The sequence below is a fragment of the Variovorax sp. GW823-FHT02B07 genome, assembly GCF_058797695.1.
This window is the reverse complement of sequence record NZ_JBXAJX010000011.1, coordinates 1-23,122: the sequence shown is the minus strand read 5'-3', so window position 1 is coordinate 23,122 and position 23,122 is coordinate 1. Positions and strand designations below refer to the sequence as shown.

21 protein-coding genes are annotated in these 23,122 nt (G+C 70.1%); 16 read left to right on the top strand and 5 right to left on the bottom strand.

Features of this window, described 5'->3' with window-relative positions:
* Entirely contained in the window at nt 1-729 is a 729-nt protein-coding gene (tagF, locus tag AC1RGU_RS29865) for a type VI secretion system-associated protein TagF (RefSeq protein ID WP_095743178.1), read from the top strand.
* 36 nt (nt 730-765) lie between these two features.
* Nucleotides 766-2,733, top strand: a complete 1,968-nt coding sequence (locus AC1RGU_RS29860) for a serine/threonine-protein kinase (RefSeq protein WP_492700054.1) — start codon at nt 766-768, stop codon at nt 2,731-2,733.
* A 12-nt stretch (nt 2,734-2,745) separates the two neighbouring features.
* Here the strand turns inward: AC1RGU_RS29860 and AC1RGU_RS29855 are convergent, their stop codons facing one another.
* Nucleotides 2,746-4,284: a YifB family Mg chelatase-like AAA ATPase gene (locus AC1RGU_RS29855; RefSeq protein WP_492700052.1), complete on the bottom strand. Its 1,539-nt coding sequence runs from the start codon at nt 4,282-4,284 to the stop codon at nt 2,746-2,748.
* Between the two features lie 217 nt (nt 4,285-4,501).
* Here AC1RGU_RS29855 and AC1RGU_RS29850 point away from each other — a divergent pair, with 217 nt between their 5' ends.
* The 10 genes from AC1RGU_RS29850 (at nt 4,502) to AC1RGU_RS29805 (ending at nt 15,502) form a co-directional block, all read left to right on the top strand.
* Entirely contained in the window at nt 4,502-5,368 is an 867-nt protein-coding gene (locus tag AC1RGU_RS29850; protein WP_492700050.1) for a TorF family putative porin, read from the top strand.
* A gap of 70 nt (nt 5,369-5,438) precedes the next feature.
* A complete protein-coding gene (glnK, locus tag AC1RGU_RS29845; RefSeq protein ID WP_056583732.1) occupies nt 5,439-5,777 on the top strand; it encodes a P-II family nitrogen regulator in 339 nt (112 codons plus the stop codon).
* 29 nt (nt 5,778-5,806) lie between these two features.
* Nucleotides 5,807-7,240 (top strand): ammonium transporter, encoded by a 1,434-nt coding sequence (locus AC1RGU_RS29840; protein ID WP_492700048.1) that lies wholly within the window; start codon nt 5,807-5,809, stop codon nt 7,238-7,240.
* A gap of 205 nt (nt 7,241-7,445) precedes the next feature.
* Complete coding sequence (locus tag AC1RGU_RS29835) at nt 7,446-8,375, top strand: SMP-30/gluconolactonase/LRE family protein (protein ID WP_492700046.1); 930 nt, start codon at nt 7,446-7,448, stop codon at nt 8,373-8,375.
* Nucleotides 8,376-8,394: 19 nt separating this feature from the next.
* Nucleotides 8,395-9,282 (top strand): LysR substrate-binding domain-containing protein, encoded by an 888-nt coding sequence (locus AC1RGU_RS29830; RefSeq protein ID WP_070063527.1) that lies wholly within the window; start codon nt 8,395-8,397, stop codon nt 9,280-9,282.
* A gap of 115 nt (nt 9,283-9,397) precedes the next feature.
* A complete protein-coding gene (locus tag AC1RGU_RS29825) occupies nt 9,398-11,059 on the top strand; it encodes an L-lactate permease (protein WP_139703424.1) in 1,662 nt (553 codons plus the stop codon).
* 14 nt (nt 11,060-11,073) lie between these two features.
* Nucleotides 11,074-12,576 carry an FAD-linked oxidase C-terminal domain-containing protein gene (locus AC1RGU_RS29820; RefSeq protein WP_159278893.1) on the top strand — a complete coding sequence of 501 codons (1,503 nt, stop codon included), beginning with the start codon at nt 11,074-11,076 and terminating at the stop codon, nt 12,574-12,576.
* A gap of 7 nt (nt 12,577-12,583) precedes the next feature.
* On the top strand, nt 12,584-13,708 hold the full coding sequence (glcE, locus tag AC1RGU_RS29815; RefSeq protein ID WP_492700043.1) for a glycolate oxidase subunit GlcE: 1,125 nt from the start codon (nt 12,584-12,586) through the stop codon (nt 13,706-13,708).
* 22 nt (nt 13,709-13,730) lie between these two features.
* Nucleotides 13,731-14,969 carry a glycolate oxidase subunit GlcF gene (gene glcF / locus AC1RGU_RS29810; protein ID WP_492700041.1) on the top strand — a complete coding sequence of 413 codons (1,239 nt, stop codon included), beginning with the start codon at nt 13,731-13,733 and terminating at the stop codon, nt 14,967-14,969.
* A 98-nt stretch (nt 14,970-15,067) separates the two neighbouring features.
* Nucleotides 15,068-15,502 carry a carboxypeptidase regulatory-like domain-containing protein gene (locus AC1RGU_RS29805; RefSeq protein WP_492700039.1) on the top strand — a complete coding sequence of 145 codons (435 nt, stop codon included), beginning with the start codon at nt 15,068-15,070 and terminating at the stop codon, nt 15,500-15,502.
* Between the two features lie 2 nt (nt 15,503-15,504).
* Here the strand turns inward: AC1RGU_RS29805 and AC1RGU_RS29800 are convergent, their stop codons facing one another.
* From AC1RGU_RS29800 to lplT, 3 genes are all read right to left on the bottom strand, one after another.
* Nucleotides 15,505-15,993: a glutathione peroxidase gene (locus AC1RGU_RS29800; protein ID WP_070063522.1), complete on the bottom strand. Its 489-nt coding sequence runs from the start codon at nt 15,991-15,993 to the stop codon at nt 15,505-15,507.
* A gap of 12 nt (nt 15,994-16,005) precedes the next feature.
* A complete protein-coding gene (locus tag AC1RGU_RS29795) occupies nt 16,006-16,896 on the bottom strand; it encodes a DMT family transporter (RefSeq protein ID WP_492700037.1) in 891 nt (296 codons plus the stop codon).
* A 61-nt stretch (nt 16,897-16,957) separates the two neighbouring features.
* Nucleotides 16,958-18,262, bottom strand: a complete 1,305-nt coding sequence (gene lplT / locus AC1RGU_RS29790) for a lysophospholipid transporter LplT (RefSeq protein WP_062476894.1) — start codon at nt 18,260-18,262, stop codon at nt 16,958-16,960.
* Between the two features lie 171 nt (nt 18,263-18,433).
* On the opposite strand from lplT, the gene alr reads away from it, so the two are divergent.
* Both alr and AC1RGU_RS29780 read left to right on the top strand, forming a co-directional pair.
* Nucleotides 18,434-19,531, top strand: a complete 1,098-nt coding sequence (alr, locus tag AC1RGU_RS29785; RefSeq protein ID WP_070063521.1) for an alanine racemase — start codon at nt 18,434-18,436, stop codon at nt 19,529-19,531.
* A gap of 1 nt (nt 19,532) precedes the next feature.
* Nucleotides 19,533-20,267 carry a hypothetical protein gene (locus tag AC1RGU_RS29780; RefSeq protein ID WP_492700035.1) on the top strand — a complete coding sequence of 245 codons (735 nt, stop codon included), beginning with the start codon at nt 19,533-19,535 and terminating at the stop codon, nt 20,265-20,267.
* Here AC1RGU_RS29780 and AC1RGU_RS29775 read toward each other — a convergent pair.
* Nucleotides 20,245-21,126: a LysR family transcriptional regulator gene (locus AC1RGU_RS29775; RefSeq protein WP_492700138.1), complete on the bottom strand. Its 882-nt coding sequence runs from the start codon at nt 21,124-21,126 to the stop codon at nt 20,245-20,247. The two genes, AC1RGU_RS29780 and AC1RGU_RS29775, sit on opposite strands and share 23 nt — an antisense overlap.
* A gap of 141 nt (nt 21,127-21,267) precedes the next feature.
* On the opposite strand from AC1RGU_RS29775, the gene AC1RGU_RS29770 reads away from it, so the two are divergent.
* Entirely contained in the window at nt 21,268-22,224 is a 957-nt protein-coding gene (locus AC1RGU_RS29770; protein ID WP_492700033.1) for a DMT family transporter, read from the top strand.
* Nucleotides 22,225-22,320: 96 nt separating this feature from the next.
* Nucleotides 22,321-23,034, top strand: coding sequence for a YebC/PmpR family DNA-binding transcriptional regulator (locus AC1RGU_RS29765; protein WP_095949820.1), 714 nt, complete (start codon nt 22,321-22,323; stop codon nt 23,032-23,034).
* Nucleotides 23,035-23,122: the final 88 nt, after the last annotated feature.

The following is a 23,122-nucleotide window of genomic DNA, read 5'->3' as shown; positions in this document are numbered from 1 at the left end:
ATGACGCCTCCCCCGCACGCCTGGTCGCCGCTCGACGAGCAGATCGGCTGGTACGGCAAGCTGCCGTCGGCCGGCGACTTTCTCTACCGCCGCATGCCGCGCGAACTGCAGGCCTGGTGGGACCGCTGGATGCAGAACGGCCTGGGCAGCTTCAAGCGCTGGCCCGACGCCATGACGCGCCACTACGCGGTGGCCCCGGTCTGGAACTTCGCCATTCCGGCCACGCACGGCGTGAACGCGGTGCAGCTGGGCTGCATCGCGCCCAGCTGCGACCGCGTGGGCCGCTACTACCCGGCCTGCGTGGCGCTGCAGGTGGACGCCGCGCGCTACCACCCCGCGCTGCTCGAAGGCTCGGCCGCGTGGTACTGGCAGTGCGGCAGCGCGCTGCTGCAGGCCATCCGCCACGGCGTGGCGCCCGACCTCTTCGACGGCCAGGTGCTGGCCGCAGGCCGCACGGGGTTTCGCACCGCCAGCGGCGGCTCGGACGACATCCTCTCGATCCTCGGCGCGGCCGCCGGCCCTGCTGCCAACGGTGCGCGCGGCGCGAGCGCGCAGCAGCGCCTGGGCTGGCCCGAGCTGCCGCTGTGCTTCGACCCCTTCGGCGGCACCAGCTACTGGTGGACCAACCAGGCCGACGGCTCGCCGCTGCGCACCGCGGCGCACGGCGGCGGGCTCAACACGCCGCTGTTTTCCCAGTTGTTTTCGCAAGGCCACGTGCCATGGGCATGACGCGCCCGACCCACCCGCAGGAAGAAGAGACACCCCATGACGACGCCCGCCAGCCCTAGCGCGACGCCCGACCCGCAGGAGGAGCGCCCCCATCCCCTCGGCACGGGCCACCGGCTCGACGAGTTCGAGCTGCTCGAAGTCATCGGCGAGGGCGGCTTCGGCATCGTCTACCGCGCCTACGACCACTCGCTGCAGCGCGAGGTGGCGGTCAAGGAATACATGCCCTCGATGCTCGCGCGCCGCGTGGGCGACAACAGCGTGCACGTGCGCTCCGAGCGCCTCACCGCCACCTTCGCGGCGGGCCTGCGCAGCTTCATCAACGAGGCGCGCACGCTGGCGCAGTTCAGCCACCCGGCGCTGGTGCGGGTGCATCGCTTCTGGGAGGCCAACTCCACCGCCTACATGGCGATCCAGCTGTACAAGGGCCGCACGCTGCGCCAGCTGGCCGAGAGCGAGCCGGGCACGCTGACGGAGCCCTGGCTGCTGGGCATGCTGGGGCCGCTGCTGGGCGCGCTCGACACGCTGCACCACAGCCAGTGCTTCCACCGCGACATCGCGCCCGACAACATCTTCATCCAGCAGCAGGACGACCGCCCGGTGCTGCTGGACTTCGGCGCCGCGCGCAAGTCGATCGCCGACCTCGTCGACGAGGTCGCGGTGATGGTGAAGTCGGGCTACTCGCCGATCGAGCAGTACGCCGACGACAACACGCTGCTGCAGGGCGCGTGGACCGACCTCTATGCGCTGGGCGCCGTGCTGTACCGCGCGGTCACGGGGCACCCGCCGCCCTCGGCCGTGGTGCGCAGCGTGCAGGACGCCTACGTGCCGCTGTCGTCGATGGACCGCGACGACCTGAGCCCGGCCTTCTGCGCCGCGGTCGACCACACGCTGGCCGTGCACAGCAAGGACCGCACGCAGACGGTGGCGGCGTTCGCGGCGGAGTTGGGGCTGGTGAAGCTGGGCGATCTGTACGTGGTGGACCGGTCGGCGCTGGCGGTGGTGGCTGCTGCTGCCGTGCCCGTCGCGGCGCCCGTGCCGCAGGAGCCGCCTGCGCCGGAGCCTGTGGAGGAAGCGCCACCGCCCGCGCCCGAGGTGCAGCCCGTGCCCGTGGAAGCGGCGACCGCGCGCGTGCAGGCACCACCGCCGCCTGCGCCGCCATCGCCCGTCGCGCGCCCGAAGAAGCCGTCGAAGCGCCCGCCGTGGTTCCTCGTGGGCGCGCTGGTGCTCGCGCTGTTCGCGGTCGGCGGCTGGATCGGCTGGCGGCTGACGGCCAAGGCACCGTCCGATCCGATGATTGCGGCCGCGCCGCCGCCCGGCACGCCGATGTCCGATCCGGGCGCGCCCCCGGCCGCGATGCCGCCGGCCGGCGCGACCTCAGAGGCCCTGCCTGCGTCCGCGCCCGCCGCATCGGCCAGCGCCCCGCTGAGCCCGCTCGACAACGTGCCCATCGCCGCCGCGCCCACGCCACCTGCGGCGCTCCCGGCCGAGCCCGAGGCGCCGCCCGCGCAGCCTGCACCGCCGGCCCAACCCGAAGCGCCGCCGCCCCCCGACCCCGCCGTGGTCGCCGAGGTGGAAGACTGGAACCTGGCCCAGGCCGAGAACACCCGAGAAGGCTACGAGGCCTACCTGCGGCGCCACCGCCGCGGCCTGCATGCGCGCGAGGCGCGCAACGCCATCGCCCAGCTCAACCGGCAGTCACCGCCTCCGCCGGCCGCGGGCAGCACGAACCCCGTGCCGACCGTGATCGCGGGCGCGCCGCCGGCCCCGCCACCGCCGCCGGCCGCGGCGCCCGGCATGGGCCGCGTGCAGTTCAACATCCGGCCCTGGGGCCAGGTCTTCGTCGACGGCGCCGACCGCGGCGTGAGCCCGCCGCTCAAGTCGCTGCCGCTGCGCCCCGGCATCTACACGATCGAGGTGCGCAACGGCGACCTCACGGCCTACCGCCAGCGCGTGACGGTGCAGGACAGCAAGTCCGCACCGGTGGTGAGCCACGAGTTCAAGTAAGAGGGCGGCGCGTCAGGGCGTGCCGGTGCGCAATGCGCGGCGGTACTGCACCGCCTCCGCCACGTGCGCGGCCTGCACCGCGTCCTGCCCCGCGAGGTCGGCGATGGTGCGCGCCACCTTCAGCGCTCGGTGCGTGCTGCGCGCCGACCAGCCCAGCCGCGCGGCCGCCTGCTGCAGCAGCTGTCGGGCGGGGCCGTCGAGCACGGCGTGCGTGTCGATCGCGCGGCCCTGCAGCCCCTGGTTCGCATGGCCCTGGCGTTGCAGCGCGCGGTCGCGTGCGCCCACCACGCGCGCGCGGATGCTGTCGGTCGATTCGCCCGCCGGCGCATCGAGCAGCTGCGGCGCCGACACGGCCGCCACTTCGATGTGCAGGTCGATGCGGTCCAGCAGCGGGCCGCTGAGCTTGCCCTGGTAGCGCGCGACGCGCTCGGGCGTGCAGCGGCAGGGCTTGAGCGTGGAGCCGAGGTAGCCGCAGGGGCAGGGGTTCATCGCGGCGATGAGCTGGAAGCGCGCCGGAAACTCCGCGCGCCGGGCGGCGCGGGTGATCGTGATGGTGCCGGTCTCCAGCGGCTCGCGCAGGGCTTCGAGGGCGGCGCGCGTGAACTCGGGGAACTCATCCAGAAACAAGACGCCGTGGTGCGCGCGCGAGATCTCGCCCGGCCGGGGCGGCGAGCCGCCGCCCACCAGCGCCACCGCGCTCGCCGTGTGGTGCGGCGTGGCCGTCGGGCGGCTCATCCAGCGCTCGGGCGCCAGCCGGCCGTCGAGGCTGGCGATGGCCGCGCTCTCCAGCGCTTCGTCCACGTTCATCGGCGGCAGCAGGCCGGCGAAGCGGTGCGCCAGCATCGACTTGCCCGAGCCCGGCTCGCCCACCATGAGCAGGCTGTGGCCGCCGGCCGCAGCGATCTCGAGGGCGCGCTTGGCGCCGGTGTGGCCCTTGACGTCGGCCAGGTCGGCATAGCGCGGGGCGCCGTCGCCGGGCGCGGCGCGCACGCGGGTCCAGCCGTCGTCGCTCGCGTCGACGGGCCCGCCGCCGCCGGCGACGAACTGGCGCACCACGTCGAGCAGGTGCCGGGCGCCGTACACCTGCGCACCGGGCACCAGCGCAGCCTCTTGCGCGCTGTCCAGGGGCAGCACCAGCCGCACGGCCGCGCCCTGCGTGTAGGTGGCCACGGCCATCGCCAGCGCGCCGCGCACTGGGCGCAGTTCGCCCGACAGCGACAGCTCGCCGGCGAACTCATGGCCGGCGAGGCGGGCGTTCTCGATCTGCCCGCTGGCCGCGAGGATGCCCAGGGCGATGGGCAGGTCGAAGCGGCCCGAATCCTTCGGCAGGTCGGCGGGCGCCAGATTGACCACGATCTTCTTGTTGGTCGGAAATTCGAGCCCGGCGTTCTGGATCGCCGAGCGCACGCGCTCGCGCGCCTCCTTGACCTCGGTCTCGGCCAGCCCGACCAGCGTGAAGCTCGGCAGGCCGTTCGCCAGATGCACCTCGACCGTGACGGCGGCGGCCTCCAAGCCGAGCAAGGCGCGGCTTTGCACCAAAGACAGACTCATTTTTCTCCCTCTCCCCAAGTTGGTGCGCCTGCGACGTGCAAGCCCAGGACCGTGCAGCGTGCAAGCGTGTGCAACTGCCGGAAACAGGGCTTGTAACGATTTGGCGCTCATCGCCGGACACCTGCGCCCTCTGGCCGGGGCGGTATTCGTGCAGTTTGGCACGCTCCCTGCTTTGAGGGTGCTCAGGTCCAACAACACACTTGCGAGGAGTTCCCTGATGACGCACCGTACCGCCGCCCAGGCGTTGATCGTTCTGGCCACTGCACTGACCGCCTCGGGCGCCGCCATGGCCCAGGCCGCCGACGCCGCCGCACCGGCGCCCGCGCCCCTGCTCACGGGCAATGTCTCGCTGACCACGAACTACAAGTTCCGCGGCCAGGACCAGGACATGATCGGCAAGAACGACTACGCCAAGACCAAGGGCTTCAAGCCCGCCATCCAGGGCGGCTTCGACTACGCCTTCGGCGACAGCGGCTTCTACATCGGCAACTGGAACTCCAGCGTCAACTGGCTCAAGGGCAACAGCATCGAGAGCGACCTGTACGGCGGCTACAAGTTCAAGGCCGGCCCGGTCGACATGGACGTGGGCGCGCTCACCTACATCTACCCGGGCAACTCGGTGGGCAACACCACCGAGCTGTACGTGGGCGCCACCTACGCCAACGACAGCTTCGGCTCGTTCACGGCCAAGTACTCGCACACGGTGTCCAAGGACTACTTCGGTTACGCCGGCGCCAAGACGGGCTCGGGCCTGAAGGGCCGCAACACCGGCTACCTGAACCTGGCCTACAGCAAGGAGATCGTGCCCAAGGTCACGCTCAAGGCGGCCGTCGGCTTCACCAACATGTCCAGCGACATCCGCAGCCTGGGCTACAAGAGCTACGTGGACTACAACATCGGCGCCACCTACGACTTCGGCAGCGGCCTGACGCTCACGGGCTCGGTGCAGGGCGCCAACAAGAAGGCCAACTACCAGGTCGTGGCCTACCCGGGCATCGAGATCCCCGACTTCGGCACCTTCGGCACCACCTACTACTCGCCCAACAAGGCACGCTTCATCCTCACGCTGACGAAGACGCTGTAATCGACAGAACAACCAGGCGCGGCCCACGTTGCCGCGCCGCCTTTCATCCATCCAGAAGGAGCAACTCATCATGAAGCTGGTCACAGCCATCATCAAACCGTTCAAGCTCGACGAGGTGCGCGAAGCGCTCTCGGCCATCGGCGTGCAGGGCATCACCGTCACGGAAGTGAAGGGCTTCGGTCGCCAGAAGGGCCACACCGAGCTGTACCGCGGCGCCGAGTACGTGGTCGACTTCCTGCCCAAGGTGAAGATCGAGGCGGCCATCTCCGACGAGCTGGTCGACCGCGTGATCGAGGCCGTGGAAGGCGCCGCGCGCACCGGGAAGATCGGCGACGGCAAGATCTTTGTCTACAACCTCGAGCAGGTCGTGCGCATCCGCACCGGCGAAACGGGCCGCGAAGCCCTCTGATCGAGTCCTGGCCCGAAAGAACAACGACTATGAAAAAACTTCTTGTCTCTCTTGCGCTCGGCTTGAGCGTCTTCGTCGCCGGTACTTCGGCGCTGGCCCAGGCACCCGCCGCCACCCCTGAGGCACCGGCTGCATCGGCACCTGCTGCACCTGCCGCGGCTGCGCCCGCGCCTGCAGCGGCTGCAGCACCCGCTGCTGCCGAAGCCGCGCCCGCCGCACCGGCCGCCGCCCCCGCGCCCAAGGTCGACTCCGGCGACACCGCCTGGATGCTCACCTCGACCCTGCTCGTGATCCTGATGACCATTCCCGGCCTGGCGCTGTTCTACGGCGGCCTGGGCCGTTCCAAGAACATGCTGTCGGTGCTGATGCAGGTCTTCGTGATCTTCTCGCTCATCAGCCTGCTGTGGGCCATCTACGGCTACAGCCTGGCCTTCACGGGCGACGGCAACTTCTTCGGGAGCTTCGACAAGATCTTCATGAAGGGCATCACGCAGGAGACCTTCGGCGCGCTGACCACGATCCCCGAATACGTGTTCTTCGCCTTCCAGGGCACCTTCGCGGCCATCACCGTGGCGCTGATCGTCGGCGCTTTTGCGGAACGCGCCAAGTTCTCGGCCGTGCTGCTGTTCTCGGTGATCTGGTTCACCTTCAGCTACGTGCCGATGGCCCACATCGTGTGGGGCGGCGGCCTGCTGGGCAAGGACGGCGCGCTCGACTTCGCCGGCGGCACCGTGGTGCACATCAACGCCGGTATCGCCGGCCTGGTCGGTGCCTACATGGTCGGCAAGCGCGTGGGCTACGGCAAGGAAGCCTTCACGCCGCACTCGCTCACGCTCACCATGGTCGGCGCCTCGCTGCTGTGGGTCGGCTGGTTCGGCTTCAACGCGGGTTCGGCAGGTGCTGCCAACGCCGCCGCCGGCCTGGCTTTCGTGAACACGGTGCTCGCCACCGCCGCCGCGGCCCTGTCGTGGATCCTGGGTGAGAGCCTGCACAAGGGCAAGGCCTCGATGCTGGGCGCTGCGTCCGGTGCCGTTGCCGGCCTCGTGGCTGTCACGCCTGCCGCCGGTTTCGTCGGCCCGATGGGTTCGATCGTGCTGGGCCTGCTCGCCGGCCTGGTCTGCCTGTGGGGTGTCGGTGGCCTCAAGCGCATGCTCGGTGCCGACGACGCGTTCGACGTGTTCGGCGTGCACGGCGTGGGCGGCATCCTGGGTGCCATCCTGACCGGCGTGTTCGCTGCCAAGGGCCTGGGCGGCACCGGCGGCCTGACCCCCGACACCTTCTCGATGGGCGCGCAGGTCTGGATCCAGGTCAAGAGCGTGCTGTTCACCATCGTGTGGTCCGGCGTGGTCGCGTTCATCGCCTACAAGATCGCCGACCTGACCCTGGGCCTGCGTGTGTCGGAAGAAGAAGAGCGCGAAGGCCTCGACATCTCGTCCCACGGCGAAACGGCTTACAACCGCTGATTCGCACACAGACAGCGGGTGGCCCGGCACGGCGCCGGCCCCCGCTCCTCCAAGACCACCACCCCCCTTTTCGATACAAAGAAGAACAACCACTCCCGGTTTTTTCAGGCGAGTCTCCTTTGGATGTTCAGCCCGCGAGCGCTTCGGCGTCAGCGGGCTTTTTTTTGCCCGCGGCCCGCGTGGCCGGGGGCACAATCGCCCCACCATGTGGACCTCCATCGAAGACAGCCTCTGCGAGCTGGGTGAATCGCCGTTCTGGCATCCGCACGAACGCGCGCTCTACTGGCTCGACATCCCGGGCCGCGCCGTGCTGCGCACGCGCGGCGAGATCGGTTCGCCCACGGCCACGGTCGAGCGATGGGCCTTGCCCACCGAACCCGGCTGCATGGCGCCGGCACGCACGGGCGGCCTCGTGATCGCGCTGCGCGACGGCATCTACCGGGCCCGCGAGTGGGGCGGCAGCCTCGTCGCCATGGCGCGCGCGGAGCACGACGTGCGCGCCATGCGTTTCAACGACGGCAAGTGCGACGCGCTCGGCCGCTTCTGGGCCGGTTCGCTCAACGAGGCCAAGGACCGCGCCAACGCCGCGCTCTACTGTTTCGACGCACGCCCGGGCGACGTCTCGCCCACCATCACGTCGATGCTGGAACACGTCACCACCGCCAACGGCCTGGCGTTCTCGCCCGACAACCGCACCCTGTACTGGGCCGACACCGCCGCGCACGTGGTGCGCGCCTGGGACTGGGACGCCGAGGCCAACACGCTGTCGCATGCGCGCGTGTTCCAGCAGTTCGACCCCAAGCCCGCGGGCTGGGTACCCAGCACGCCCACGCATTACGACGGCCGCCCCGACGGCGCCACCGTCGACGCCGCCGGCCACTACTGGGTCGCGATGTTCGAAGGCGCGCAGCTGCTGCGCTTTGCGCCCACGGGCGAGCGCGTGGCCGCCATCGCGGTGCCCGTGCAGTGCCCGACCATGCCCTGCTTCGGCGGCGACGACCTGCGCACGCTGTTCGTCACCAGCGGGCGCAAGGGCCGCCCGGCCGACGAGTTGGTGCAGCGCCCGGCCTCGGGCACCGTGCTCTCGATGCGCGTCGACACGCCGGGTCTGCCAGTCAGCTTTTTCGAAGACTGAGCCTTCCGGCTGCTTGCGGATGGCCCTGCACCACATCCCCCCGATCCAATGCCTGCTGACCTTCGAGGCCGTCGCGCGCCTGCGGCATGCGGGCCGCGCGGCCGACGAGCTGTGCGTGACGGCCAGCGCCGTGAGCCACCGCATCCGCCAGCTCGAGGCGCACGTGGGCTTCAAGCTCTTCGGGCGCAGCGACTTCAGCCTCACGGCCGACGGCGCGGCCTACCTGGCGAACGTGCGCGTCGGCCTGGCCGCGCTGCAGCAGGCCACGCCCGGCAGCCGTGACGCGGCGCTGCGCGCACCGCGCCTGAGCGTGGCCGTCACGCCCACCTTCAGCCGCCAGTTTTTGATGCCGCGGCTGGAGCTGTTTCGCAACCTCTACCCCGACATCGAGCTGGCGCTGCACGTGTCGATCCCGCTGCTCGACGTCACCGCCGAGCAGACCGACCTGCAGGTGCGCTACGGCATCGGCGCGTACGCCGACTGCGAGCACCGCCTGCTCATCGCCGAGGACGTGGTGCCCGCCTGCAGCCCGAGCTACCTGAACGAGTTCGGGCCCTTCGACGGCTTTCGCACCGCGGCCGAGATCGCCAGCGCGCGGCTGATCCGCAGCCCGCTCGAGCCCTGGGGCACCTGGTTCGCGAGCTGCGGCATCGACCAGCCCGAGCCGCACCTGGGCGCGCAGTTCAACGACCTGGGCCTGGTCTACGACGCGGCCGCCAGCGGCTTCGGCGTGGCGCTGGTGCGACAGAAGCTGGGCGCCGCCTGGTTCGAATCGGGCCGGCTGGTGGCGCTGTCGGAACGGCCCGTGCCCTCGCCGCACCGCCACTACATCTGCTGGCAGCCGGGCACGCTGGAGCGCTGGGAGTGCGCGGCCTTCGTCGACTGGATCGTTCAGACGCTGCACTGACCGACACGCCGGCCCGACAAATTTTTATCAAGGTCCGGGCAAAAAACCTTCAATCCGGACGGCGCGCTTCTCCCTAGAGTGCGGGGCACAACAACAGCCTCCCCGGAGACAACGCATGACCTGGCAGCAGATCTACGACCCGTTCGGCAACATGATCATTTCCACCGCGCTCGCCGCGATCCCGGTGGTGGTGATGCTTGCGTGCCTCGGCTTCTTTCACATCAAGGCCCACATCGCCGCAGGCCTGGGCCTGCTGGCGGCGCTGGCCGTCGCCGTGTTCGCCTACGGCATGCCCGCCGAGATGGCCGGGCGCGCCGCGCTCTTCGGCGGCTTCACGGGCCTGCTGCCGATCGGCTGGATCGTGCTGAACATCATCTTCCTGCAGCAGCTGGCCGAACAGAACGGCAGCTTTAAGGTGCTGCAGGACTCGCTCTCGGGCATCACCGAAGACCGCCGCATCCAGCTGCTGCTGATCGCCTTCTGCTTCGGCGCGTTCTTCGAGGGCGCGGCGGGCTTCGGCACGCCGGTGGCGGTCACGGCCGGCATCCTGATCGGGCTGGGCTTCTCGCCGCTGGCCGCCTCGGGCCTCTCGCTGATCGCCAACACCGCGCCGGTCGCCTTCGGCGCGCTCGGCACGCCGGTGATCACGCTGGCCAAGGTGCACGGCTACGACCTGATGGAAGTCACCGCGATGATCGGGCGCCAGCTGCCGTTCTTCTCGCTGCTGGTGCCGTTCTGGCTGGTCTGGGCCTTCGCCGGACGCAAGGCGATGATGGAAGTGTGGCCGGCCATCCTGGTCACGGGCGTGTCGTTCGCGGTGCCGCAGTACCTGGTGTCGAACTTCATCGGCCCCGAGCTGGTCGACATCATCGCGGCCATCGTGTCGATGGCCAGCCTGGTGCTGTTCCTGCGCGTGTGGCAGCCCAAGAACGTGTGGCGCTCGCCCTCGCTGCGCGGCAAGGACGTGAGCGCGCACGAGGCCAAGCCGCCGGCGGCCATCGTCGTGCACAGCCGTGAAGCGCTGGTGCGCGCGTGGATGCCCTGGGTGATCCTCTCGGTGTTCGTCTTCATCTGGGGCCTGCCGTCGGTGAAGACCGCGCTCAACGGCGTCTTCGCGCCCTCGTTCCCGATGGGCGGGCTGCACAACCTGATCGAGAAGATGCCGCCGGTGGTCACCGCGCCCACCAAGGAAGGCGCGGTGTATGTGCTGAACCTGCTGTCGGCCACGGGCACCGGCATCCTGCTGTCGGCGATCGTGAGCGCGCTGTTCATGAAGTACAACCCGATCGAGATCGTGCGCACCTTCGTGCGCACGCTCTGGATGGTGCGCTACTCGCTCATGACCATCGTGCTGATGCTCGCGCTGGGCACGCTCACGCGCTACTCGGGCACCGACACCACGCTGGGCCTGGCCTTTGCCAACACCGGCGTGTTCTATCCCTTCTTCGGCACGCTCATGGGCTGGATCGGCGTGGCCATGACGGGCTCCGACACGGCCTCGAACGTGCTGTTCGGCGGCATGCAGAAGGTCGCGGCCGAGCAGCTGGGCCTGGCGCCCAACCTCATGGGCGCGGCCAACAGCTCGGGCGGCGTGATGGGTAAGATGATCGACGCCCAGTCGATCGTGGTGGCCTCCACCGCCACGCGGTGGTTCAATCACGAAGGCGACATCCTGCGCTACGTGTTCTTCCACTCGATCGCGCTGGCCTCGCTGGTCGGCCTGTACGTGACGCTGCAGGCCTATGTGTGGCCATTCACCCTGATGGTCGTCCGCTGAAAGTTGTTCCCGCCATGAATGCTCCCGTCACGACCGACCAGCACGCGCAGCTGTCGAAGGCGGAGCGCCAGGCGCAGGTGGTGCGGGCGCTGCAGGCGCACCTGCCCGCGCATGCGCTCATCTGGCACGCCGAAGACACCACGCCCTACGAGTGCGACGGCCTCACGGCCTACCGCCAGCGCCCGCTGGTGGTGGCCCTGCCCGAGACCGAGGCGCAGGTGGCCGCCGTGCTGCGCGCCTGCCATGCGCTGGCCGTGCCGGTGGTGGCGCGCGGCGCGGGCACCGGGCTCTCGGGCGGCGCCATGCCGCACGCGCTGGGCGTGACGCTGTCGCTGGCCAAGTTCAACCGCATCCTGAAGGTCGACCCCGTGAGCCGCACGGCCGTCGTGCAGTGCGGCGTGCGCAACCTCGCGATCAGCGAAGCCGCCGCGCCCTTCAACCTCTACTACGCGCCCGATCCGTCGAGTCAGATCGCCTGCACCATCGGCGGCAACGTGGCCGAGAACTCGGGCGGCGTGCACTGCCTGAAGTACGGCCTCACGCTGCACAACGTGCTGCGCGTGCGCGGCTTCACGGCCGAGGGCGAGGCGATCGAATTCGGCGGCGAGGCGCTCGATGCGCCGGGGCTCGATTTGCTCGCGCTGGCCATCGGCAGCGAAGGCATGCTGGCCGTGACCACCGAGGTCACGGTGAAGCTCGTGCCCAAGCCGCAGCTGGCGCGCTGCATCATGGCCAGCTTCGACGACGTGCGCAAAGCCGGCGACGCGGTCGCGGCGGTGATTGCGGCGGGCATCATCCCGGCCGGCCTGGAGATGATGGACAAGCCCATGACCGCCGCCGTCGAAGACTTCGTGCATGCGGGCTACGACCTCGACGCCGCCGCCATCCTGCTGTGCGAGTCGGACGGCACGCCCGAAGAGGTCGAAGAAGAAATCGGCCGCATGACCGACGTGCTGCGCGGCTGCGGTGCCACCGCCATCGCCGTGAGCACCAGCGAAGACGAGCGCATGAAATTCTGGAGCGGCCGCAAGAACGCCTTTCCGGCGTCGGGTCGCATCAGCCCCGACTACATGTGCCTGGATTCGACCATCCCGCGCAAGCGGCTCGCCGACATCCTGCTGGCGATCCAGGAGATGGAGAAGAAGTACAACCTGCGCTGCTGCAACGTGTTCCACGCGGGCGACGGCAACCTGCATCCGCTGGTGCTGTTCGACGCCAACGACCCCGACGAGCTGCACCGCTGCGAGCTGTTCGGCGCCGACATCCTCGAGACCAGCGTCGCCATGGGCGGCACCGTGTCGGGCGAGCACGGCGTGGGCGTGGAAAAACTCAACAGCATGTGCGTGCAGTTCACCGCGGCCGAGAACGAGCAGATGTTCGGCATCAAGCGCGCCTTCGACCCCGCCGGGCTGCTCAACCCCGGCAAGGTGATTCCCACGCTGCAGCGCTGCGCCGAGTACGGCAAGGAAGTGGTGCGCGGCGGCCGGCTGGCGCATCCCGACCTGCCGAGATTCTGAGAGCTTCATGAACACGGATACCGCCCTCCAGCAGGTCGTCGAGCGCGTGCGCGCCGCCGCGGCCGATGCCACGCCGCTGCGCCTGCGCGGCGGCGGCACCAAGGATTTCTACGGCCAGCCACCGCGCGGCGAGCTGCTCGACCTGCGCGCGCTCGGCGGCATCACGAGCTACGAGCCGAGTGAACTGGTCGTCACCGTGCGTGCCGGCACGCCACTGGCCGAGCTCGAGGCCGCGCTCGCCGAACAGGGCCAGTGCCTGCCGTTCGAGCCGCCGTGTTTTGCCGATGGCGGCACGGTGGGCGGCATGGTCGCTGCCGGCCTCAGCGGCCCGTCGCGCGCCAGCGTGGGCGCGGTGCGCGACTACGTGCTCGGCGCCACGCTCATCAACGGCCGCGCCGAGGTGCTGAGCTTCGGCGGCCAGGTGATGAAGAACGTCGCCGGCTACGACGTCTCGCGCGTGCTGGCGGGTTCGCTCGGCACGCTGGGCGTGATCGCCGAAGTGAGCCTCAAGGTGCTGCCCGTGGCGCCCGCCGAGGCCACGCTCGCCTTCGCCTGCAGCCAGGCAGATGCGCTGCGCCTGCTCAACGAGTGGGGCGGGCGCCCGCTGCCGCTGAACGCGAGCAGCTGGTTCGAACACGCGCCCGGCGCGGGCGTGCTGCGCCTGCGGCTGCGCGGCGCCGTGGCGGCCGTCGAAGCCGCCTGCGCGCAGCTCGGCGGCGAACGCCAGGACCCGGTGCGCGCCGCCGCCGGATGGGCCGCGCTGCGCGACCAGCGCATGCCGTGGTTCGCGCTCGACGAAGCCGGGTCGCTGGCGCTGTGGCGCCTGTCGGTGCCGCAGACCGCGCCGGTGATCGCCATCGAGGGCTGCGCCGCGCCGCTGGTCGAATGGCACGGCGGGCAGCGCTGGTACCTCGCGCCGCCCGCACAGGCTGCGCGCCTGCGCGAGGCCGCGCAGGCAGCGGGTGGCCATGCCACGCTGTTCCGTGTGCCCGCGGCGCAAGCGGCTGATTGCGACGTGCCGCGCTTCGATGCATTGAGCGCGCCGGTGGCACGCATCCATCGCGCGCTGATGCAGGAGTTCGATCCGCACGGGGTCTTCGACCGCGGCCGGCTCTTCGCAGACGACCAATAAGAAAAGAAACGACACCCCCGCGATGCAAACCGAACTAGCCCCCGAATTCCGCGACACCGACGCGGGCCGCGAAGCCGAAGCCATCCTGCGCAAGTGCGTGCACTGCGGCTTCTGCACCGCCACCTGCCCGACCTACCAGCTGCTCGGCGACGAACTCGACGGGCCGCGCGGGCGCATCTACCTCATCAAGCAGGTGCTCGAAGGCCATGCGCCCACGCGCAGCACGCAGCTGCACCTCGACCGCTGCCTGACCTGCCGCAACTGCGAGAGCACCTGCCCGAGCGGCGTGCAGTACGGGAACCTGGTCGACATCGGCCGCAAGATCGTCGACGAGAAAGTGCCACGCCCGGCGATGGAGTCGGCCACGCGCTGGCTGCTCAAGGAGGCGTTGCCGTCGCCGCTGTTCGGCCCCGCGATGAAGCTCGGCCAATCGGTGCGCGGGCTGCTGCCCGAAGGATTGAAGGCCAAGGTGCCCGCCAAGCAGGACGCCGGCCGCTGGCCCACCGCCACGCACGCGCGCAAGGTGCTGATGCTCGCAGGCTGCGTGCAGCCGTCGATGGCGCCGAACATCAACAGCGCCACCGCGCGCGTGCTCGACGCCGCCGGTATTCAAGCGGTGATTGCGCCCAAGGCGGGCTGCTGCGGCGCCGTGAAGTTCCACCTCAACGACCAGGAGGGCGGCAAGGCGCAGATGCGCGCCAACATCGACGCATGGTGGCCTTTCGTCGAAAGCAACGAGGTCGAGGCCATCGTGATGAACGCCTCGGGCTGCGGCGTCACCGTGCGCGAGTACGGCCACCTGCTGCAGCACGACGCGGCCTATGCCGCCAAGGCCGCGCGCATCAGCGCGCTCACGCGCGACCTGAGCGAGCTGCTGCCCGAGCTCGTGCCCGCATTGCAGGGCCGCGTGCGCGCGCCGGAAGGCGTGGTCGCCTACCACCCGCCGTGCACGCTGCAGCACGGCCAGAAGCTGCGCGGCGGCGTCGAGACGCACCTGCGCGCGCTCGGTTTCGACGTGCGCGTGGCCATGAACGAATCGCACCTGTGCTGCGGCTCGGCCGGCACCTACTCGGTGCTGCAGCCCGAGCTGGCCTACCCGCTGCGCGACCGCAAGCTCGGCCACCTGAAGCAGCTGCAGCCCACGACCATCGCCTCGGCCAACATCGGCTGCATCACGCACCTGCAAAGCGGCAGCGGCGACACGCCCGTGCGGCACTGGGTCGAGCTGCTCGACGCGGCGCTGCAGACGCCCGCAGGGTAGGGCGCGCGCGCACGGCAGGGCACGCTGCCGTCCGACGTGCGCCTGGCGCGTTCGGGGCGCATCATGGCGAATCGAAGACGCTGCAAGGAGTTCGTGCCATGTCTTTCGTTTCTGCTTTTCCGCTGCCCCGTGCATTGCTGGCCGCTGCCTGCATCGCAGGCACCGTCGCCGCGCAGGCGCAGCAGCCGCCCTCGGCCCTGCCGCCTTGGCAGGGCATCGGCACCACGCGCTATGTGTGCGGCGGCATCGGCTCCGACGAGTCGAACGCCATGCGCGCCGCCATGAAGAACCACCCGCTGTCGCTGCTGTTCGCGCGCGCCGACGGGGCCTACTTGGCCAACCTGAACGTCGCGATCAAGGGCGGCGACGCGAATTCGTCCGCCGCCATGGCCTTCACCGCCACCGGTCCGGTGTGCCTCATCGACGTGCCGGCGGGGCGCTACGTGATCGACGTGAGCACCTCGACAGGTGAAACCAAGAGCCAGACCGTGACGGTCGGCGGCGCGCCGAAGAGCGCCGATTTCCGCTTCTGAACTCAGCCGGCGGCCAGCGCCGCCTCGATGTCGCGCGTGAGCGAAGCCGGCGTGTCCAGCGGCGCATAGCGCTTGAGCACCGCGCCGTCGCGCCCGACCAGGAACTTGGTGAAGTTCCACTTGATGGCCGTGCTGCCCAGCAGGCCCGGCTTTTCCTTGGTGAGCCACTGGTACAGCGGCAGCGCGTTGCTGCCGTTGACGTCGATCTTCTCCATCATCGGGAAGCTCACGCCGTAGTTGGTCATGCAGAAGGCGCCGATTTCCTCGTTGGTGCCCGGGTCCTGCCCGCCGAACTGGTTGGAGGGAAAGCCCAGCACCGCGAGGCCCTGGCCGGCGTACTTTTCGTGCAGCGCTTCCAGGCCTTCGAACTGCGGCGTGAAGCCGCAATTGCTCGCCGTGTTGACGATCAGCAGCACCTTGCCGCGGAAGGTCGAGAGCTTCACCGGCTTGCCGTCGATGCGGGTGGCCTGGAAGTCGTAGACGCTGGTCATGGAGAGAGCTCCTCAGGTGGACGCGGAAACGCCATCATCGCGCGCGAGCGGGGTTCGCGCAAACGCCGACCACACCGCGCCCAGCACGATCAGCGCGCCGCCGACGAGGATGCGCGAGTTCATGGTGGACGCGCCCAGCGCCACCGACGAGACGCTGGCGAACAGCACTTCCGACAGCATGATCACCGAGGTCGCGCTGGCCGCCAGCTTCGGTGCGCCGTACTGCAGGCACACGTTGGCGACGATGAAGCCCGTGCCCAGCAGCGCGGCCCAGCCCAGCCAGCCGGGCGAGGCGAGCAGCGGTGAATCGATGCCGCCGAACGCGGTGCCGCTCACCGCGCCGACGCCCGCCACCACGGTGCAGCCCCAGAACATCGCCAGCGCGCGCGACTCGCCCGGCGCATGCCGCAGGTGGCGCAGCACGATGTTGGTCACGGCAAAGCCGAAGCCTGCCGCCACGCCCAGCCAGTCGGGCAGGCTCGAGGGCACCGGCCAGTCGGTGCCCGGCGCCTTCAGCACCACCACCACGCCAGTGAGCGCCAGCGCCACGCGCATCAGTGCGCCGCCCGTGGGCCGCTCGCCCAGCAGCAGCCAGGCCAGCAGCACGCTCCACAGCGGCATCAGGTAGAACAGCAGCACCACGCGCACCACGTCGCCCTGCGTCACGGCCCAGTTGAAACCCACGTTGGTGAAGCCCGCTGCGAGGCCCAGCGCCACCAGCATCGGGAACGCGGCGAAGGCTTTCCAGGCGTGCCGGCGCACGAGGCCCATCGCCGTGGCGATGACGAGGTAGATCAGGCAGGTGGTCCACAGCGGATGCAAGCCGTGGCTGGCGATCTGGCGGAACGGAATCCACGAAACGCCCCACACGAAGGCGTTGAACATCAGGGCGAGGGCGGGCATGGGGGCGTTGGAGTGGGGGCGCTCGGCGCGCCGGCCATTGCACCAACGCGGTCGCGCGAAATCAGTGGTGCTTGTCGCTGCGGGCGATCGCGAGGAGGTGCTCGACTTCCTCAGGATACTTCTTGAGGTTGTTCTCGTGCCAGCGCTTGATGATCCACATGCAGCCCGCCACCACGAGGCCGAAGGCGCTGATCGCACCGTAGGCCGACAGGCCCAGGCCCGTGCACACGCTGTAGAAGCCGCCCAGCAGGAGGATGCAGGCCTGCTCGTTGAAGTTCTGAACGGCGATGGAGCGGCCCGCGCCCATCAGGTTGTGGCCGCGGTGCTGCAGCAGTGCGTTCATCGGCACCACCAGGAAGCCGCCCAGGCCGCCCAGGATGATCAGGAACGGCACCGCCAGCCAGACGTTGCCGATGAAGTTCATGCAGATCACCATGAGGCCCATCGCGATGCCCATCGGGATCACGCGCGTGGCCATGTCCAGGCGCATGTACATCGAGGCCACGATGGCGCCCACCGCGGTGCCGATGGTCACCACGCCGGTCAGCGCCGAGGCCTGGGTGGTGTTGTATTCGAGCGCCACGGCGGCCCAGGCCAGCACGATGTACTTGAGGTTGCCGCCCGCGCCCCAGAACAGCGTGGTGGTCGCCAGCGAGATCTGGCCCAGCCGGTCGCGCCACAGGCGGGCGTTGCAATGCCAGAAGTCGGGCAGCAGGCCGGCCAGGTTGCGCACCATGCTCTGCTCGGGGTTGGAGCGCAGCGGGCGCATCTCGACGCCGGTGTGCGGGATGCGGGTGTTGAACCAGGCCGCGAGCACGTAGACGAAGATCAGCACCGCAATGGCGGCTTCGGCCGGCGAGTCGATGCCGGTGTCGATGAACGGCAGGTCGATCAGCAGCAGCTGGCTGGACACCGCATGGCCGACCAGCATGCCGCCGAGCACGATGCCCAGCAGGATCGAGGCGATGGTCAGTCCTTCGATCCAGCCGTTGGCCTTGACCAGTTGCGACGACGGCAGCAGCTCGGTGAGGATGCCGTACTTGGCCGGCGAGTAGGCCGCGGCGCCCAGGCCCACGATGGAATACGACAGCAGCGGGTGCGAACCGAACAGCATCATCAGGCAGCCCACGACCTTGATCGCGTTGCTGATGAACATCACCTTGCCCTTGGGCAGCGCGTCGGCAAAGGCGCCCACCAGCGGGGCCAGCACCACATAGAAGACCGCGAAGATCGGCACCAGGGCGGCCCGCTGCCATTCGGGGGCGCCCGAACTTCGCATGAGATCGACGGCAACGACGAAAAGCGCTTGGTCGGCCAGCGACGAAAAGAACTGGGCCGACATGATCGTGTAAAAACCGCGCTTCATCGATGGGCTGGCTGGCCAGAGGGTCTGCTGGCGGTAGTGAAAAAGTGTCGCGTCAGGCGCGAATGGGCGGTTATAGCATGGGGGTACGACGCGAATTCAGGCATCCCCACGGGATTCGACCCCATTCCCGAAGATGCTAAAACGTGGTCTGAAACCACCCCAACACCCGCCATGCCGCGCCCCATTCTCGCCACCGTCCACACCGCCGCCCTGCGCCACAACCTCGACCGCGCCCGCCGCTCGGCCGTCGACGCCCGTGTCTGGGCCGTGGTCAAGGCCAACGCCTACGGGCACGGCATCGAGCGTGTCTTCGAAGGCCTGCGCGGCGCCGACGGCTTTGCGCTGCTCGACCTGGCCGAGGCCGAGCGCGTGCGCGCGCTGGGCTGGCGCGGCCCGGTGCTGCTGCTCGAAGGCGTGTTCGATGCGCGCGACCTGGAGCTGTGCTCGCGCCTGGACCTGTGGCATTCGGTGCACTGCGACGAGCAGATCGACATGCTCGCGGCCCACAAGACCCTGAAGCCGCAGCGCGTGTTCCTGAAGATGAACTCCGGCATGAACCGCCTGGGCTTCTCGCCTGAGCGCTTCGGCTCGGCCTGGACGCGCCTGAACGCGCTCCCGCAGGTCGACGAGATCTCGCTCATGACGCACTTCAGCGACGCCGACGGCCCGCGCGGCATCGAGCACCAGCTCGAGGTGTTCGAGCGCGCCACGCGCGACCTGCCCGGCGAGCGTTCCATCGCCAACAGCGCCGCCACGCTGCGCCATGCGCCGCGCACGCGCGGCGACTGGGTGCGCCCCGGCATCGTGCTGTACGGCAGCGCCCCCGACTTCCCCGAACACGACGCGGCGCACTGGCAGCTGCAGCCGACCATGACGCTGTCGACCCGGCTCATCTCGGTGCAGACGCTGAAGGCCGGCGACACCATCGGCTACGGCTCGCGCTTTGCGGCCGAAGGCCCGCTCACCATCGGCATCGCGGCGGTCGGCTATGCCGACGGCTACCCGCGCCACTGCGACACCGGCACCCCGGTTCTGGTGAACGGCGTGCGCACCCGCATGGTGGGCCGCGTGAGCATGGACATGATCACCGTCGACCTCACGCCCGTGCCCGACGCCGCCTTCGGCGCCGAGGTCACGCTGTGGGGCCGCTCGGCCCTGACCGGCGCGGTGCTGCCCATCGACGAGGTGGCCCAGGCCGCCGGCACCGTCGGCTACGAACTCATGTGCGCGGTCGCGCCGCGGGTGCCTTTCGCACCCGCCGACGAATGACGTGAAGGTTCTTTCCAACTGGCGCTCCGTGCGCCTGTGGGAAACCCAGGTCGAACGCGACCTGCACCGCGATCACAGCCTGCGCACGCACGGCCTGCTGATCGGCACTTTCACGCTGCTGCTGATGTGGGGCGTGTCGGCGCTGCAGATGCACCTGCTGCACGTCGAGTCGTTGGCCGTGCGCTACCTCGTCACGCTCGGCGTGGGCTATGTCGGGTACCTGTGCGTGCTGCGCTGGTGGGCACAGCGGCTGGTGGAGCGGCGCACCGAGTTCGAGGCGCCCGATGCGGACCTGGGTGCCGACGGCTCCAGCGATCATGGATGCGCGCCTGACGCCGCCGACGGCGGCAGCGCACTCTCCGACGTGGCCAGCGGCGCGCTCGACGCCGCGGGCAGTGCCGACGAAGGCGCGATCATCGTCGTGCCGGTGCTCGCCATCTTCCTGCTGTGCGTGGCCGTCGTGCTCGGCGCGGGCTCGCTCGTGCTGCTGTACTTCAGCTGGGACGCGCTGCTGGCCGTGGCGATCGAGGTCGCCTTTTCCTATGTGTCGGCCCGCGCCGCGGTGCGCGTGGCGCGCGAAGGCTGGCTCATGGCGGCGGTGCGGCTCACGTGGAAGCCGCTGCTGGGCGCGGTGATCTGCGCGGTGGCGTTGGGCGCGCTCATCGACCACTTCATGCCGCAGGTCCACTCGCTGCCCGAGGCCGTGCGCGTGCTCACGGGGAAGGCACCGCGCTGAGCAGGTGCTCGACCAGCACCCGGCACTTGGGCGGCAGGTAGCGGCTGGGCGGGTACATCAGCCACGCGTGCCCCTGGTAGCTGCCCTGCAGCGCCCAGTCGGGCAGCACACGCACCACGCGGGCGTCGTCCAGCGCCTCGCGCGCCGTGAAGGCCGGCACGCAAGCCACGCCCAGGTCCGCGAGCGCGCCGTCGAGCCGCATCTCGCTGTGGTTGCAGACGTAGCGGCCGCCCACCACCACCTCGACCTCGTCTTCACCGTCTTTTCGAAAGCGCCAGTGGTTGTCGCGCTCGTGCTCGCCCAGCGACAGGCAGCTGTGCGCGCGCAGGTCGTGCGGGTGCGCGATGGCGGCGTGGCGCGCCAGGTAGGCCGGCGTGGCGCACAGGATGTGCTCGACCGCCATCAGCTGCCGCGCCACCAGCCCCTCGGGCGGCGCCGTGGTCAGCCGCACCACCAGATCGACGCCTTCGCGGATCGGATCGATGTCGCGGTCGGCCACGATCAGCTGCACGTCCACTTCCGGATAGGCGCGCAGGAAGTCGAGCAGGTGCGGATGCAGCACGCGCCGCGCAAAGGCCTTCGGCGCGCTCAGGCGTACCCGGCCGGCCGGCGTGCGCGCGAACTGCGCGCCGATGTCCATCGCGCCCTGCGCCGCCGCCACCAGCTCGCGGCAGCGCGCAAAAGCCTCGGCGCCGGGCTCCGTGAGCCGCAGCTGGCGCGTGGTGCGCTGCAGCAGCTGCACGCCGATCTCCTGTTCGAGCCGCTTCACCTGCCGGCTCGCGGCCGAGGGCGTGATGCCCAGCTGGTCGGCCGCGGCCGAGAAGCTGCCCAGTTCGGCGACCCGCACGAAGGTGACCATCTCGGGCAGCACCTTGAGAAATGAATTCGTTCCGACCACGCAAGAGTCCTGTTCCGGCCGACGGCTGTGCGGCCCTGGTGCCGCCCGGAACAATGCGCCTTCTCTTCTTCTTTCAGGCGCCCCGGGCCGCGGGCAGACAGTATGGATTCAAAGGTGTTGCAAGGTGCGGTCCCGGTCGGGCGCAGGTCGTGGACGGCCGGCTTCGGCCCGGCCGAGCTCATGCTGCTGCTCGTGGCGGCGGTCTGGGGCGGCAGCTATGCCGTGGCCAAGCAGGCGACGCAGCAGCTGCCCGTGCTCGAGTTCGTCGCGCTGCGCTTCGGCCTCACCTTTCTCGTGCTGCTGCCTGCGCTGCGGCCGCTGTGGCGTGACCCGCAATGGCGCCAGGGGCTCGCCGTGGGCGGCCTGCTGGGCGCCAACCTGCTCGCCATCTTCCTGTGCGAGACCTTCGGCGTCTCACTGACCCGGGCGAGCAACGCCGCCTTCCTCATCAGTCTGTGCGTGGCGATCACGCCGTTCGTCGAATGGTGGCTGCTGGACCGGCGGCCCGCGCGGCGCGTGTTCTGGGCGGCCGGGCTCTCGGCCGTGGGCGCGGCGCTGCTCTCGGCGCCCTCGCTCGCCGACCTGTCGATGGGGTGGGGCGATGCCCTCATGCTGGCCGCTGCCTTCCTGCGCGCCGTCATGGTGTGCCTCACGCGCCGGCTGGCCGGCCGCCACACCCTGCCGGCGCTCACGCTGACGGCCGTGCAGTCGGGCGTGATGGCGCTGGGCGCGGCGGCGCTGTCGCTGCTGGCCGCGTCGGGCGGGCGCGCCTGGCAGCTGCCGCCCGCCACGGCCGGCTTCTGGTGGGGCATGGCGTATCTCGTGCTGCTGTGCACCGTGTTCGCCTTTTTCGCGCAGAACCACGCGGCCTCGCGCAGCAGCCCGAGCCGCGTGTCGCTGCTCATGGGCAGCGAGCCGGTCTTCGGCGCGGCCATCGCGGCCCTCGGGCTGGGCGAGCGCATCGGCGCCTGGGGCTGGGCCGGCGGCCTGCTGATCGTGGGCGCCGCCTTGTGGGTCAGCCTGGCGCCGGAGGAGGGCGAGCAGACGGGGCGGCCCTGACGGCGGAAGGGGGCCGGCTGGGCGCGGCCCCCGGCTCGTGGCATCCTCGGGGGCTGCGGCGTTTCGCCACCCCCCACAACACCAAGGAATGCAGACATGGGCGCGCAATGGAAAGCCAAGCACAAGGACGTGGCCGCGAATGCCAAGGGCCGGCTGTTCGGCAAGCTGGCCAAGGAAATCATGATCGCCGCGCGCAACGGCGCCGATCCGGCCTCGAACGCGCGGCTGCGGCTGGTCGTCGAGCAGGCCCGCAAGGTCTCGATGCCGAAGGACACGCTCGACCGCGCCATCAAGAAGGGCGCCGGCCTCACGGGCGAGGCGGTGCACTTCGACCACGTCATGTACGAGGGCTTCGCCCCGCACCGCGTGGCCGTGATGGTCGAGTGCCTGACCGACAACGTGAACCGCACCGCGCCTGAAATGCGCGTGCTGTTCCGCAAGGGCCAGCTCGGCACCTCCGGCTCGGTTTCGTGGGACTTCGACCACCTCGGCATGATCGAAGCCGAGCCCGCCAGCAAGGACGCCGACGCCGAAGTGGCCGCCATCGAAGCCGGCGCGCAAGACTTCGAGCCGGGCGCCGAAGACGGCACCACCCTGTTCCTGACCGAGCCCGCCGACCTGGACCTGGTGAGCCGCGCACTGCCGGCCCAGGGCTTCACCGTGCTGTCGGCCAAGCTGGGCTACCGGCCGAAGAATCCGGTCGATCCGGCGAGCCTGAGTGCGGCGGACCTGGAAGAGGTCGAGGCGTTTCTTGCGGCCATTGATGCGAACGACGACGTGCAGAACGTGTACGTCGGGTTGGCGGGTTGAACTCCTGACATTCAGGGCGACGCTCCCGCCGACGCGGTACCTTGCTCCGCGAATGTCCCCCGGGGCTTCGCCCCTCCTCCTTGATTTC

Coding starts and splice junctions, on each gene's coding strand:
- glcF (WP_492700041.1), top strand. CDS start 13,731: ATGCAAACCGAACTAGCCCCCGAATTCCGCGACACCGACGCGGGCCGC.
- AC1RGU_RS29805 (WP_492700039.1), top strand. CDS start 15,068: ATGTCTTTCGTTTCTGCTTTTCCGCTGCCCCGTGCATTGCTGGCCGCT.
- AC1RGU_RS29820 (WP_159278893.1), top strand. CDS start 11,074: ATGAATGCTCCCGTCACGACCGACCAGCACGCGCAGCTGTCGAAGGCG.
- AC1RGU_RS29775 (WP_492700138.1), bottom strand. CDS start 21,126: ATGGTCACCTTCGTGCGGGTCGCCGAACTGGGCAGCTTCTCGGCCGCG.
- glcE (WP_492700043.1), top strand. CDS start 12,584: ATGAACACGGATACCGCCCTCCAGCAGGTCGTCGAGCGCGTGCGCGCC.
- lplT (WP_062476894.1), bottom strand. CDS start 18,262: ATGAAGCGCGGTTTTTACACGATCATGTCGGCCCAGTTCTTTTCGTCG.
- AC1RGU_RS29840 (WP_492700048.1), top strand. CDS start 5,807: ATGAAAAAACTTCTTGTCTCTCTTGCGCTCGGCTTGAGCGTCTTCGTC.
- AC1RGU_RS29800 (WP_070063522.1), bottom strand. CDS start 15,993: ATGACCAGCGTCTACGACTTCCAGGCCACCCGCATCGACGGCAAGCCG.
- glnK (WP_056583732.1), top strand. CDS start 5,439: ATGAAGCTGGTCACAGCCATCATCAAACCGTTCAAGCTCGACGAGGTG.
- AC1RGU_RS29770 (WP_492700033.1), top strand. CDS start 21,268: ATGGATTCAAAGGTGTTGCAAGGTGCGGTCCCGGTCGGGCGCAGGTCG.
- AC1RGU_RS29825 (WP_139703424.1), top strand. CDS start 9,398: ATGACCTGGCAGCAGATCTACGACCCGTTCGGCAACATGATCATTTCC.
- AC1RGU_RS29855 (WP_492700052.1), bottom strand. CDS start 4,284: ATGAGTCTGTCTTTGGTGCAAAGCCGCGCCTTGCTCGGCTTGGAGGCC.
- AC1RGU_RS29830 (WP_070063527.1), top strand. CDS start 8,395: ATGGCCCTGCACCACATCCCCCCGATCCAATGCCTGCTGACCTTCGAG.
- AC1RGU_RS29795 (WP_492700037.1), bottom strand. CDS start 16,896: ATGCCCGCCCTCGCCCTGATGTTCAACGCCTTCGTGTGGGGCGTTTCG.
- alr (WP_070063521.1), top strand. CDS start 18,434: ATGCCGCGCCCCATTCTCGCCACCGTCCACACCGCCGCCCTGCGCCAC.
- AC1RGU_RS29850 (WP_492700050.1), top strand. CDS start 4,502: ATGACGCACCGTACCGCCGCCCAGGCGTTGATCGTTCTGGCCACTGCA.
- AC1RGU_RS29860 (WP_492700054.1), top strand. CDS start 766: ATGACGACGCCCGCCAGCCCTAGCGCGACGCCCGACCCGCAGGAGGAG.
- AC1RGU_RS29835 (WP_492700046.1), top strand. CDS start 7,446: ATGTGGACCTCCATCGAAGACAGCCTCTGCGAGCTGGGTGAATCGCCG.
- AC1RGU_RS29765 (WP_095949820.1), top strand. CDS start 22,321: ATGGGCGCGCAATGGAAAGCCAAGCACAAGGACGTGGCCGCGAATGCC.
- tagF (WP_095743178.1), top strand. CDS start 1: ATGACGCCTCCCCCGCACGCCTGGTCGCCGCTCGACGAGCAGATCGGC.